At 46.0% G+C, this 13,116-nt stretch carries 15 protein-coding genes and 1 tRNA gene; 11 read left to right on the top strand and 5 right to left on the bottom strand.

All coding sequences use genetic code 11. The annotated features are described in order from the left end of the window. Positions 1-92 precede the first annotated feature (92 nt). Complete coding sequence (locus tag NWE96_11515; GenBank protein MCW3984596.1) at positions 93-296, bottom strand: ribosomal protein L13e; 204 nt, start codon at positions 294-296, stop codon at positions 93-95. Then, on the bottom strand, positions 297-911 hold the full coding sequence (locus tag NWE96_11510) for a 50S ribosomal protein L15e (protein MCW3984595.1): 615 nt from the start codon (positions 909-911) through the stop codon (positions 297-299). A gap of 309 nt (positions 912-1,220) precedes the next feature. Here NWE96_11510 and NWE96_11505 point away from each other — a divergent pair, with 309 nt between their 5' ends. Together NWE96_11505 and NWE96_11500 are read left to right on the top strand one after the other, a co-directional pair. Then, positions 1,221-1,736, top strand: a complete 516-nt coding sequence (locus NWE96_11505) for a hypothetical protein (protein MCW3984594.1) — start codon at positions 1,221-1,223, stop codon at positions 1,734-1,736. A 33-nt stretch (positions 1,737-1,769) separates the two neighbouring features. Continuing rightward, complete coding sequence (locus tag NWE96_11500) at positions 1,770-2,264, top strand: pyridoxamine 5'-phosphate oxidase family protein (protein MCW3984593.1); 495 nt, start codon at positions 1,770-1,772, stop codon at positions 2,262-2,264. On the opposite strand, the gene NWE96_11495 is transcribed toward NWE96_11500, so the two are convergent. Then, entirely contained in the window at positions 2,261-4,171 is a 1,911-nt protein-coding gene (locus NWE96_11495; GenBank protein ID MCW3984592.1) for a hypothetical protein, read from the bottom strand. The two genes, NWE96_11500 and NWE96_11495, sit on opposite strands and share 4 nt — an antisense overlap. 173 nt (positions 4,172-4,344) lie before the next feature. Between NWE96_11495 and NWE96_11490 the strand changes: the two genes are divergently transcribed. The 4 genes from NWE96_11490 (at position 4,345) to NWE96_11475 (ending at position 7,019) form a co-directional block, all read left to right on the top strand. Further along, positions 4,345-4,422: transfer RNA gene (locus NWE96_11490), tRNA-Asp, on the top strand. A gap of 109 nt (positions 4,423-4,531) precedes the next feature. Further along, on the top strand, positions 4,532-4,720 hold the full coding sequence (locus NWE96_11485; GenBank protein ID MCW3984591.1) for a hypothetical protein: 189 nt from the start codon (positions 4,532-4,534) through the stop codon (positions 4,718-4,720). A gap of 78 nt (positions 4,721-4,798) precedes the next feature. After that, positions 4,799-5,572, top strand: a complete 774-nt coding sequence (locus NWE96_11480) for a GNAT family N-acetyltransferase (GenBank protein MCW3984590.1) — start codon at positions 4,799-4,801, stop codon at positions 5,570-5,572. Between the two features lie 103 nt (positions 5,573-5,675). Continuing rightward, a complete protein-coding gene (locus tag NWE96_11475; protein ID MCW3984589.1) occupies positions 5,676-7,019 on the top strand; it encodes an Nre family DNA repair protein in 1,344 nt (447 codons plus the stop codon). Here NWE96_11475 and NWE96_11470 read toward each other — a convergent pair. Next, the gene (locus tag NWE96_11470) at positions 7,008-7,391 is read right to left on the bottom strand and encodes a hypothetical protein (protein ID MCW3984588.1); all 384 of its coding nucleotides are present in this window, start codon (positions 7,389-7,391) and stop codon (positions 7,008-7,010) included. The two genes, NWE96_11475 and NWE96_11470, sit on opposite strands and share 12 nt — an antisense overlap. A gap of 590 nt (positions 7,392-7,981) precedes the next feature. On the opposite strand from NWE96_11470, the gene NWE96_11465 reads away from it, so the two are divergent. The 5 genes from NWE96_11465 (at position 7,982) to NWE96_11445 (ending at position 12,111) form a co-directional block, all read left to right on the top strand. Then, on the top strand, positions 7,982-8,461 hold the full coding sequence (locus NWE96_11465) for a hypothetical protein (protein ID MCW3984587.1): 480 nt from the start codon (positions 7,982-7,984) through the stop codon (positions 8,459-8,461). A 46-nt stretch (positions 8,462-8,507) separates the two neighbouring features. Then, positions 8,508-10,118 (top strand): hypothetical protein, encoded by a 1,611-nt coding sequence (locus NWE96_11460; protein MCW3984586.1) that lies wholly within the window; start codon positions 8,508-8,510, stop codon positions 10,116-10,118. A 74-nt stretch (positions 10,119-10,192) separates the two neighbouring features. Further along, positions 10,193-10,885 (top strand): metal ABC transporter ATP-binding protein, encoded by a 693-nt coding sequence (locus NWE96_11455; GenBank protein ID MCW3984585.1) that lies wholly within the window; start codon positions 10,193-10,195, stop codon positions 10,883-10,885. Further along, entirely contained in the window at positions 10,885-11,673 is a 789-nt protein-coding gene (locus NWE96_11450) for a metal ABC transporter permease (protein ID MCW3984584.1), read from the top strand. Before NWE96_11455 ends, NWE96_11450 begins: the two co-directional genes overlap by 1 nt. A 9-nt stretch (positions 11,674-11,682) precedes the next feature. Further along, on the top strand, positions 11,683-12,111 hold the full coding sequence (locus NWE96_11445) for an NUDIX hydrolase (protein MCW3984583.1): 429 nt from the start codon (positions 11,683-11,685) through the stop codon (positions 12,109-12,111). A 5-nt stretch (positions 12,112-12,116) separates the two neighbouring features. Here the strand turns inward: NWE96_11445 and NWE96_11440 are convergent, their stop codons facing one another. Beyond that, entirely contained in the window at positions 12,117-13,064 is a 948-nt protein-coding gene (locus NWE96_11440) for an SPFH/Band 7/PHB domain protein (protein MCW3984582.1), read from the bottom strand. Between the last annotated feature and the right edge of the window lie 52 nt (positions 13,065-13,116).

Below are 13,116 nucleotides of genomic sequence, written 5' to 3'. Positions count from 1 at the left end.
TGATTACACAAACATAAAAAGAAAAAACGCAAAACAAAAGCGACAAAAATTTGAAGGGCACTCAAAAAAAGAGTGCATAGTAATTTGCGGTTTTAGGCTTTTGATTTCTTGGCGTGTGCCTTAATCGCAGCCACGTTTTCCTCATGTTCGCTCTTTCGGCGCACATCAACAGGTAAGCCAGCCCGCTGAGCTTGCTGCTTGCTGATGCCTGCAGCTTTTAGCTCGTTTATGCTGAAGCCTTTGCCCTGTTTTTGTTTGCCCTTCTGGCTAACAATGGTGGGTTTTATGTGGTGCATTTATTGGCCGTCTCCTTTGCGTTGACGTTTTACGCCGTGGTGTTTCTTTGCGCCTTTTCGGTGGCTTGGTCGCACTTTTTCTGCGCCTGCACCGCGGTGATGTAAGCCTCTAACGTTTTTGCCTGCGCTGGTCATGCTGCGGAAGACACGGCTTGTGTGCTGTTTCTCGGTGATCCAACTGATGTCTTTGTCAGTTTTTATGGTCGGTGCGTTGGGGTCCACAAGGATCACTTCGAACCATTTGTGTCTGCCGTCTTCGCCAACCCAGTAGCTGTTAAGTACTTCTAGGTTCGGGAAGTGTTTTGCAGTTCTTTCTTCTGCGATTAAGCGTAGGTTTTTTGCGGGCTTGAATTTGTTGACACCCATACGTTTGGGGCGTCTGCCTGCTTTTGGCCGTAATTTTCTAAGTCCACCTCTGCGGACTTTGGTTCTTGCAACTACGAAGCCCTGTTTGGCTTTGTAGCCGAGTTTTCTTGCTTTATCAAGTCTGGTTGGGTTCTCTATGCGCACAGTCGAAGGCTGTTTTCGCCATTCTACGAGGCGTTGGCGCATGAGTTCATCGACGAAACTGTCTTCGGGTTTCGCCCATTCTTCAGCTATGTATTTGTATGCCATGTTTCAATCACTTTTGTATCTATTGTTTGCGGTTCAGCCTTTCGGCCACATCCCAACGGACAAGGTTGTCCGCCTGCAATTTCACATCAAAACGTCATGCAACGAAATAAACCTTTTCCAGAAGTAGCAAACAATTCCAGACAACACAATACCTTAGACCATCTACAATATGAAACATTTCTATACCCTTATAGCTAATCGCCCATAATGTAGCAACCACCCAAGCATAAAGAGTGAAACATGAAATCGCCGACGAACCGTATCTCTATCTTTAGAAGGCTTTTTAAAAACATGTGACAGTTTAAGTTTATGTCTTTTCAAGCGCTCACGTACACATTGCGCGCCAAGCGGTTCTGGATTTGGCAAATCAGCGGCGCCGCCATATACGCTGTGCCCGTAGTGATTCGGCTTGCCACAGGCAACGTCGTTTTGCCCATACTTGGGCTGCTTGAAACCCCCTGGATCGACCACTATGTACCAGGCAATTTGGTTGAAAAGATTTTGGTTAACGCGTTTTTCCCAGGCGGAGCAGGAGCAGTTGCAGGCGAAATCTACTTTTCCTACGCCAAAAAAGGCCAAGCCATCAGCAAACGACGGAAGTATCTGCATCGTCTTGCGGGTGCGTTGCTGTGGACGACGGCGTGGTCGCTTTTCCAACTCTGGGGAAATCTGCAAAACATCTGGGGCTCATACGGCGGCAACCTCTTCGAGTACCCCATGGTGTACCCGCTGAACTTCCTACTGGCTTCACTTTCGATTTTCACGCCAACGGTAATCGGTTTCGTTGTGGACAAACTGAAAAAAGCCTGCCACAGAACCGCTTAAAAGTTAAGTAACACATTTACCTAACCTTTCCCCATGTCGTCATTCCACGTTAGACGCAAAGACCGAGAAATCACCAACACCTCCGAGATGCAGCAGGTTCTTAAAGCCACAAAATACGTCACCATAGCCTTATGTATGAACAACGAGCCCTACCTTGTTTCGTTAAGCCACGGCTACGACCAAGCTAAAAACTGCCTCTACTTCCATTGTGCACCGGAAGGCAAAAAACTGGTCTACGCGCAGGTTAACCCGCAGGTTTGGGGACAAGCCGTTCTGGATTATGGAGTCACCGACGAATGCGACTACGCCTACACTTCAGTGCATTTCAGCGGCAAACTAAGTCTTATCACGGATTTAGAGGAAAAGAGGCATGCGCTTGAAACCCTTGTACGCCAAAGCTCCAACACCCCTGAAGAGAAACTGGCGCGAGTGAAGCCTGAAAAACTCGCCAAAACCACAATGTGTAGAATAGACCTCACCTACATGTCGGGTAAGAAGCACCAAGCGCCACCCAAAACGCAGCCCTAACCGCCAAGTTTTGCCCAATCTACCTGGTACACGTATAGGCCGTCTTTGGCGTAAACCTGTACCAACCAATTTATTTCGTTTAAATGCGCAATGCATCCGGGATAGTTGCGCAACTCGTCGTTACCCACATAAACGTAGCTAACATTGTATGTTTGGATTACTGTGGATAGTTGGCTCTCGGTGCCGTTGTAAGCGCCATCGATTGCTTTCTCTCGTGCGTTAACTTCACTTAGCGGTTCGCCGTGTCCATAAGGCCAATAAACATACGATGAAACCCTAAGCCGCCCCGCAATCATCGACGGTGGACACTGAATGCTATAATAAGTCAAAAACACCGAACCCTCAGGTGTGTTCTCCTTGATCCAGATGCCGACTTGGTATTCGCCCCAACTGACCCCCGTGTAGTCGGTGCCTACATTGTAGATTATGACGCTAGCCGAGGTAATCACGGATAGCAACACCAAAGTTATCACAACGATTTTTTTGGTTTTCGCCAGCATAATTCCGCTCAGCACAGCGATGGGCACCCAGGCGAAGATGAAAAACTTGTACATGTCCCAAACCCAAGGCGTCATCAACAAAATATTGGGGATCAAAAACAGGAACAGAAACGTCAATTTGAGGTATTCATGACCCGGTTTGATGAATGAGACAATGGCTAAGATGAAGGGTACGCCGAGGTTTAGGAAGTAGTAGAGGAAGGGATTCTGAGCGAACTGCGAAATAAAGGCGGTGCTGAGGCTGATTGAAAGCGGGGGGCCACCTGAAAAGATAAACGGCAAAGCAAAAACGCTTGGCAGAAGGAAGTACAAGTAGCCTCTGTGGATTTTTCGCATGCTAAAAATGACCGCCGAAGCGTAGGCAACGTAGCAACAGAAGAAGGCTACGTTGTGGAAAGGAAAAACCAATCCTGTGAGTATACCTGCGAGCAAGAGGCGGTTTTTGTCGCTCATATCCCGCATCAACGCGAGAACCAGTGCAAACACAGGCAACCCCATCAGCAAGGGTCGCTGCTGCAGTAAGTTATCGAAAATCGAAGGCAGCCCAAACATCTGCCCAAACTGGTAGATGTAATTCTGGTATGGACTAAACGTTCCGTCGAATAAGGCTGAGAAGAGCCCAGTATAGCTGAAACCCCAACCGAAAATCCCCAAAACCGTAGCGACAAACGCAGCGCGCCGCCCATAATGCCGCGCCAAAGCATAGATGGCAACTGCGAACACGACGATAAACAACGCGTTCAAAACGGGTAATGCCGTGGGCAAGTAACCGTAGACTTTCTCAACTATGGCGGTGTGAAAATCGACGAAGTAGTGGTATGTTAGGGGTGTACCGATGTAGTTAGGGGTTTGGGGTGGGAAGTTGCCGTTGTTTAGGCTTTCTATTATGTCGTAGTGGAAAGGGGTGTCTTGCCAGTTAGAGCCTGTAATGATAATGCCGTATTGGTTGCCCCGCCAGACACTTAGGCAGAGCACTGAGAGCGAAATTAGAAAGATTATTGTGAAAAGCAGCAGGTTGCTTTTTTTGAGTTGACCAATTCTCAGCAGACTTTGAGGTTTAAGGGGTTCGCCTTTTTTGTAAACAACCAAAAGGTAAATTGCGGCTAAAACAAAAAAGCACAACCCGATTGTCAGGTTGGAGTATCCTAAAACCAACGACAAATAATAGATCAGTTGCACCGAAACTAAAACGCTAAAGATGGGGATGAAAGCCCAGACTTCATGTGATTTCAAGTGGAAGAAGCGGTAGGCAATTAAGCCTGGAACCAGAAAAGTGAAAATCAACGCCGACAAAACGGCTACATAGCTTTGAACAAAAGAGACGGCAGCCAAGAGCAACAGCACTGTCGAGAGCCAATATTTCTGTAAAACCGCCCCTTGAGCCGTGTTTGCTTTGACCCTTGTCAATTTCGGTCACTGTGTTGAACAGGTAAATGCTTCTATGCACTATTAAAGCCCTCGCTAAACAGTCGCCATAGATATAGATGCATGCTTTGTTATGTTTAGACAAAGCGTTAACCGTCAAATCCGAGAAAGGTTAATTAGCTAAAATAATGTGTATTGTTGCGGCGCATTAGTTTGCCCAGGTAGTATAGTTCGGCCCAGTATATGCGGCTGTCGCCCGCAGGACCCGGGTCCAAATCCCGGCCTGGGCGCCACTTCTCCACATTTCAGGCGGTTTGTGTGATTTTGAATATAAATAGCCGCTAAAGATTGGGTTTTCACAAGCAATAATAGTATCGCAAGATTAACGATATGGTGATTGTCATGCAAAAAGACGAAATACCCTGCGCGACTTGTCAGTCATGGAAAAGAGAGCAGAAAAAGTTTTCCTGCAACCCAGATGGCTGTAAACAACTCACGGCATGGCTGTTTAAGCATGCACCCCAACTCTACAAGGGAAACGTCCAGATGCAAGCGCATGTTCCAGAAATCGCAATCCAATACGTAGTATAATCACATTGGTCGTCACTACATTTTTCTGTCAAAAAATCATTTAAACACAGCATCACTTATTTTTTAGTGGTCCCAAAGATGAGCATCACCCCCAAAGTAGTCACCTTAACCCCCGAAAACTATACAGAACTATGTTGCCCCTGCTTTCTCAACCCAAAACAGGAAGGACACCAAATCAAGCTGGAATGGCTCAAAGACCGATTATCCGAGGGCTTAACCATAAAGCACCTGTTACTTCAAAACGAAAAGAAACCCAACGGCTTCATCGAATACACCCCTGGCGAGTATGCATGGCGAGCTGTGGATGCAGCAGACTACTTGTTTATCCACTGCATCTGGATGAACCCCAACAAGTACAAACAAAAAGGCTACGGTTCACTTCTACTCCAAGAAGCAATCAAAGACGCAGAGCAGCAGAATAAGGCAGGTGTTGCGGTTGTGACAAGCGATGGACCCCACATGGCAGCTAAAAACCTATTCCTCAAGAATGGCTTTGAATTAGTTGCCCAAGATGACCGTTTTGAATTGCTCGTTAAACCTCTGCGCAAAGCGGCTTTGCCCAAGTTTAAGGATTGGAGAAAACAGCTCCTGCAATACAAGGGGCTTAACGTTGTTTATTCCAACCAGTGCCCATGGGTCGCTCGTTCCATCCGAGACTTAACTGCAATGGCTAACGAAAAGGGTTTGGATCTCAAAGTGACTGAATTAAAAACCGCCAAAGAAGCCCAAAACGCGCCTTCAATTTACGGAACCTTTACGCTAATCAACGATGGAAAAATATTTGCCGATCACTACCTATCTACAACACGCTTCTTAAACATCTTAAAGAAAGAACTAAAGCTGATAAAATAATCCAAAAAATTCAAAGGATTAACAAATCGCTTAGTGCTCGAGCTTTTTTAAATGAACCTGTGCAGAAAAGATATGAACCAACATTTGCCCACTATAAACAGACATGACTTTAACCCAAAAACCACCCGCACCAACGCAGAACCCTAACAACTGGCTAGTGGATGTTATACGAAAAGTCAATAAAAACGCCCTCGACCAGCAAGTCATCACCCACAGCAACAGCAGCCTCTGCGTCCTGTGCAAAGGCGCACGGTTTCTCTGCGGCAAAACCCGCTGCCCAATCATGGTTAAAGTCAACACCTTCCTCAAAAGCGTCCCTTTGATGGAAACCCAAGACATCGACGGCATGTCGCCGCCCAGCGTTTTCATAGGCAGAATCGGCTACCCCAACGTCTACATTGGGCCGCTGGTGCCGCCTGTGCATGAGGACACAAGCATCTATGACTTGCCTGAGCAGTGGTTCGGCAAATCCATGGATGAAATCGTCGGTTTCCGCAGTCTCCTCGTGAGGGGGAAACATCGCGTTAACGTGCAAAAAACCACCGACTCAAACAAGATTTTGGATCAGACACGCGATTTGGCCCTTGCCGACAACAGCGTAGACATTGAACTTAACCTAACCAAAAAACCCCGCGGTTCCATACACCTCGACGATGACGTGCAGCCGTTTGGGCCCTCAGCCCCCATCCGTGACCTCCATGTTGGCAGCGCCCGCTATAACGACAAAATTGAGAAAGCCTACTACGACACAGACCTTCGGGCTACCAATGCGGTGGTGGAACTCTACAATCGCGGTGTCATGGTTACTAAGATTCAGAAGGCGTTTAGCGTCGGCGCTTTTGGTATTGAAAAGAAGCGGCGGCTTGTGCCCACACGCTGGAGCATCACTGCAGTCGATGACATCATCTCTAAAAGTTTGGTTGAGAAAGTGAAGACTTTCCCAGAAATCAACGAGTACCGCGTGTATGAATCCATCTATTTGGATAACGTGTTTGAGATTTTGATGATTCCCCAACAGTGGAGCTACGAATCCATGGAGGCATGGTACCCTGGCACAGTCTGGAACCCCGGCGGCTCATCAGTGGCTATCTACTCTGATTGGGAAGGCAACAGTGGACGCAGCACCTACGCCGCAATCGGCGGCTGCTACTACAGCGCCCGCCTCGCAGTGTGCGAGTTGCTCCTAAAAGAACGCCGCCAAGCAACCGCCATCGTGCTGCGAGAAGCCCGCCCAGGCTACATCATGCCCATAGGCGTGTGGCAAGTCCGCGAAAATGTACGTAACGCCATGCGCCAGAAGCCCTACATGTTCAAAAGCCTCGCGGAGTCACTGCAGTTCATCGGGGGCAGGTTTGAAATCCCAATGCAACGTTGGATACTGCAGAGTCAACTGCTTCAGAAGGCGCTGTTCCAGCGACGCATAAGCGATTTCTTTTCAGCCAAGTAATCTTTTCATTTTAGGGAGGGAAATGTTCAAGAAATCTTCCCAGAAATTTCTTTTCTTGGGTGGAACTTGCGTTGTGTTCTTGATGTTGATGAGCGGTTCGGTTAGTTTGTTAAATTTTGTTTCCAGTTGTTCTGAAACCTTTGCAATTTGAACAGAGGTATATCCTTTCAATGGGTTGTATTTTCTATTTTTAATATCTGAATCAAGATCCAATATGATGTCTTGAAGTAAAGTAGTCTCTATTAAAAGCGAACTAATCGAGTTTACCTTTTGTTGTGTTTGTTCTAAACCACTTTTAGTTTCAAATAATGAACCGCCTAACATAGATAAGCGGTGAACATAGGTACTAAGATCAGCGCCCGAGTTTTCCATTTTGGCTACTTCGTTGTTGATTTTTCGGAGTTTACTTCTAAAATCGCGGGGGATGCTTAACAGGTATGGAATGCTCCAGACTTTTGCAATTATTTTTTTTTTCTAAATTTTTCGTCCCTAAATTCGTCTTCTAAATTAATAAGGGTAAATGCTCTACGTACTTTTTTAGAACAAGCCACTGCCTCTTGAAATTCGCATCCTGCAGATAAAAAGAGTTTCTCCAAAGGAACACAGCGATCGTAACAAGTATAGCTTTCCGTAATGACCCGGCGAATTCTAAAAATACATTCCAAACTGCGTTCCCTACTTTTCTTTTAGAGATATCTTGCTTGCCAGCTATTTTGTCCTGCAAGAGATAAATTTTTCTGGTCAACAATATAGATTATTACTTGGTATTCCAGCTTTTTGAGTTGTTGAATCAAGAAGCGAATCGGACACATCAAATTGAACTATATTTCTGTGCACGCATCGAACGCAATGGCGATCTCTACTTTCTGATTCTTTAGAATCACCTCCATAAATTTTTTCTTGGAGCTTTGACGTAAGCGTAATATAAATCATGCGAACACATTTCCGTTTGCGCTATCAATATGCCTCATAGACTCTGTTATCATTTCAGCCAGTCTTTCAAAGTTCAAGCCCAAGCGGCATACCATTGGTGTGTCGATTATTCGCCAGATGATCCATCATTGATGGGTGAAGACAACGCTAAACAAGAAGTCACGTGGATAGCCAAAACCGTAGTTCTCTTGAAAGAAACTTTCCACACAAAAAGCGGAGTTATCGAGAAACAAAAGCTCGTGCATCTCTACCCCGACCAGTTAATGTGGGTTTCCACACACATTTCAGGTCCAAACAAGCATTCACAATTCATCTACGAAATTAAACCCGAAGGCGATGGTGGCTCGTGTCTAGAGTTTACTGCTCACCACATTGAACAAAAAGAAAACCTGACATCTCAGGAGCAAAAAGTTCTGACTGACCGCTTGTGTAAAGCGGATTGTGACCTCTGGAAACGTTTAGCTAAAGCCATGGAAAAAGAACTCACCCCTCAACCTCCCCATAAATGAGGCAACTTTTAAAAAAACCAAGCCCTCTATACCATCACAGACCCTAATGGTTACCACCCAAACAACCCCCTCTATTCTCTCCTTTTCAGGTCAAAAAGGTAGCCGACCAGAGGCTGAGGCGGCAGCGGTTTTTGCAGTTGCAGAGATGGCGCGAAATAAGGGGGGCGGTTTGCTTTCAAGGCAACCCCAAGAGAAATTGGCCTTCCTCGCCAAAGCTGGGTATCCCGTGTGGTTGTTTCCAAAAGACAAAATGGTCTTGTTGTTTGATGGTTTAGGCGGCTTTGCACACAATTTGCAGTTTACGGAAGCGCTTTCCGCAAAAGAATTTTTAGCTGCCTTAGAGGCAAATCAGCGTCCCAGAGAAAACTACCTCTCTTTTCTCGCCGCGCATGGCGGATACTTCAAGCAGGTTCCCGATGAGAAAACATTTACACTTAGAGGGTTAATCACGAACCCCGACTTCAAAAACGAATTCAAAAGTTACCTAAAAGAAGCAAACGAAACAGGTGAGTCTGCGATTTTGCTTTCGCCTGTTCTTGATGAAACAAGAATTTCAGCACCCTTAACAGAGATAGATAACCTGCAATCACAGCTGAGAGAAAATCAAGCTAAACTCGCCGAATGCCTCAGCTTGCTTAGAAAAACCAGTAGCCAATACATAACTGAAATCGAATATGAAATCGTTGCTGCCACAGAAGAAGCTAACGCGAAAATCAAAGCTCAAGCAGAATTCATAAACCCACAAGTGGCGGCAATAAAAAAGGCTTTTTCTAAAAAAATCAAACAAGTAACCACCAGTTTCGATAAAGAGTTTAGTGAGCAGCAGAAGTATAGTGTTAAAATTGAGCGGCTCATAAAACGTCTTGAAATCAAGATTCGACAATACGAAAGGGAAGCTAAACTGCATGGTAAACAGGGTCACAAAATTTATGAGAAACGTTGGAAAGACAAAAGCAAGAAAGCCCAAAAAGAACTCTCTGCACTGAAAAAAGAGCTAAAAAATACTGAAGATTCAATAAAACGAATTGTCAAATCGAAATCAGATATGCTGTCAAACCTCAACTTCGAATTGGAGAGCCAAATAAAAGCGGCGAGGCAACCTCTGATTAGGTTGGAAGAAGCTCGGGACGCAAAAACGTTTGCGCTCAAACAAGAAAGTAACAGGCTACTCGCGTTAGAGAAACCCATCGTTGAGGGCATTGAACAAAACCTAAAACTTGAAGAAACCCTCACCTCGGGCTTTGACGATTTAGGTATCAGTGACTTACAAATAAAAACCCCAACTTTGGTTTATGTTCCATTCTACGTTGCTTGCTACGAGTATAATTCAGCAAGACGCTACCTATGTATCCCTCCTTCAACGATTAATGAAGTTGACCTTTCTTCGAAGCTCAAAGGCGCATTAGGCTTCTCCAAAACCAAAAATCTCCTAACGCCCCGCTACAAAACAGTGGCAACACTTATGGACAACGTGGAAGCGTTGACGTGGCATAACAGCGTTTTCGAGAGAGAACTCTGGGGGTCAGGAAAGGGAAAAAATCTTTTAAAAAACAGTGACTTCGTCAACAGGATAAACGTGGGTTTGAGTTATCTTAAAGGTGCTGGTTGGTTGTCTGAGCGGGAAGAGACTGACTTAAGTAGTTTAGTTAAGAGTTAGCCCTCTTTGGCTTCAAAAAACTTATTGTACTCGTCATACAGTTACTAATGTGCTGTTTATGGTAGACGAGAATTATGGCGGATGCTAACGGTTACATATTGAAGGTTTCAAACCTTGGAGTTAAACTGCAAAACCAAACCTTACTAAACCATGTCAGCTTCAACGTTAAAAAAGGCAAAACCTTAGCCATATTGGGACCTAACGGGGCAGGCAAAACGGTTTTGCTGCGCACTCTTCTAAACCTTCTACCTTATACTGGGTCAATTGAGTGGACTGAAAAGGTCAAGATTGGCTATGTTCCCCAGTACGTAACTGTCTCCGATGTGCCGATGTCTGTGAAGGAGTTTCTCTCCATCGGAAAAGGAAACTACATAGAGGCGCTAGAGAGTGTACGGTTAACCGACAAAAGCATCCTAAACAAGCGTCTCGGAGTCCTCTCGGGTGGACAGTTGCGGCGGGTGCTTATTGCTTGGGCATTAATCGACCACCCAAACGTGCTGCTCCTCGATGAACCCACTACAGGTGTGGATATGGACAGCGAGGAACCCATTTATTTGATGCTAAACGAAATCAAAAAAACTCAGAAAATAACCATTCTCCTAATCACCCACAACATACATATCGTCCAAGAATACGCTGACGACTTACTTGCCCTAAACAAATGCGTAACATACTGCGGTCCCTCAAGCGAAATAGGCAAACCAAACATCCAAAAGCAGATCTACGGCGAAACAGTCTGTGTTGAAACCCAAAAAGGAGAACCATAATGTCAGAGGCCCTGCTCTACAGCGTCATAACTGCCGTCTTCGTCGGTATATCTGCAGGTTACCTTGGTTCCTTGATGGTTTTGGAAAAGATGGCGCTCGTCGGCGATGCTCTCTCCCACGTTGCATTACCCGGCTTGGCGATTGGGATCCTTTTCAATTTTGATCCCTTGGTCGGTGCGTTTGCTTTCCTGTTTATTTCAGCCGTCATAATTTGGCATCTGCAGCGGGTAACCAAGATTTCTTTTGAGGCACTCGTTGGTGCAATGTTTACTTTTGCGTTAGCAGCAGGTATCCTGTTAATGGGGGACGATTTAGAAGCGTTAGAAGAAGCACTTTTTGGAGACATAACCAAAATCACCGCCATGCATGTTGGAGCTGCAGTTATAATCTCAATCGGCGCCATCCTCCTCACACGGGTGCTCTACAAAAAAGTCGTCTTAGCAATGATCTCCGAGGATCTAGCTGTTTCAAAAGGCATCAACGTGGCTAGGACAAACCTGATGTATCTGCTTTTGGTTTCGTTGGTTGTAGCTATCGGCATCCAAATCGTCGGCACCCTGCTAGTTGGTTTTCTCGTAATAGTGCCTGCGATTGCGGCCAGAAACTTGAGCACTAACATGCACAGGTACGTGATGTTTAGCGCGGTTTTCGGGTTAGTTGCGGCCGTTTCGGGTGTGCTTTTGGCGAACTATTTTGGGCAGCATCCTGGTCCCGTGGTGGTTTTCACTGGAATAACCATCTTTGCGGTCACTGTGCTTATTAACTGGCGAAAGAAGTACACAACCTGAGGCAACAATATGAAAAAATACACTGGCAAAACATCGACCGCGATAATCCCTTACCCTGATGGTAAGATTTTGCTTATAAAACGCAACACGCGCCCGTTTGTGGGTTACTGGGCGCTGCCTGGCGGCAGAATGGACCCTGGGGAAACCATAGAGCAAACTGTGGTTCGGGAAGTCAAAGAGGAAACAGGGCTCGACGTAGCGATAGTAGAGGTATTGGGCGAATATGTTGAAGTAGGCGTCAAAGATGACGTAGAATACGAGTACTACCCCACCTGCTTTGTGGTTAAGCCTGTGGGTGGAGAGCTAAAAAAGCAAGACAGCGAAATCCAGCAGATGCAACTTTTCAGCTTAGACGCGTTGCCTTTGCCTTTGGCGTTTGAGCACGAAAAAATGATAGAGGATTATGTTTCACACCTAAAAAACGGCGTGAAACCCTAACTTTGTTATTGGGTGGTTTTCTTCTGTGCTGGCGGCGGGGGTATCGGCAGAATCGTGGCTTTGTTTAGGTTTTCCTGCTCGTTTAGTATCAGCGAGATGGCTTTGCCTTCTGGCACTATGATTTTTGTATTATTCTGCAGCGACATCATGATTGTTTCAAGCTGCTTGAAGGTTATGGCGGAGTCCTTGAAGTAGGTGGTTAAGGCTTCGTTGCGCAGTTTCGTAGCTTGCGCGTCACCCTCTGCGATGGCGATGGTGGCTGTTTTTTGACCTTCCGCCTGCAATATGGCTGCTTGCTTCATACCTTCCGCCCGTTGAATCGCCGCGTTCTTTTCACCACTTGCCAATGTGGCCTGTGCGATGGCGGTTTTTTCTGCGGCTTGGCGTTCGTTGTCGGCTTTAAGCACGGATTCCATGCTGCTCATTAAGCCGCGTGGGGGTTCGAGGTCTTTGATTTCTGCCCGGACGATTTCTATACCCCAGTCTTTGGTTTGTTCGTCGAGTGCTTCTTTGAGTTTTGCGTTGATGGTGGGGCGGCTGGTGTTTGCTACGGTCATGTCCATGCCGCCGATGATGTCGCGAAGCACTGTTCGTGCTAGGGTGTCGATTTGGGATTCGTAGTTGTTTACAAAGTACTGGGATGCTTTGACTGAGGTTTCGTCGGTCTTCACTTTGTAGAAGACGACTGCGTCTACACCCATGAATACTTTGTCTCTTGTGATGACGTCTTGACGTTGCACGGGGGTCATGCGTTCGGTGATGTTGACTTTTATGATGCGGTCAACGAAGGGCACAAGCAGCGTGATGCCTGGCTGCACAAATCGGTGATACTTGCCCAGACGTTCAACTAGCCCTCGCTCTATGGGTCTAACAATACGAAGTGACGAGAGCAAAACGTACACGATAAAAATTATCGGTACAACTATCGCTAAAATTTGAATAATGTCAACCATTACGTTCTCCCTCTCTTTTTGTTCTTTTGTTATTGCGTCGTAGCAGAGATTT

The sequence above is a fragment of the Candidatus Bathyarchaeota archaeon genome (assembly GCA_026014685.1).
Classification (GTDB): Archaea; Thermoproteota; Bathyarchaeia; order Bathyarchaeales; family Bathycorpusculaceae; genus Bathycorpusculum.
The sequence above is the reverse complement of the archived record's forward strand: the minus strand, read 5'-3'. Positions and strand labels throughout refer to the sequence as shown.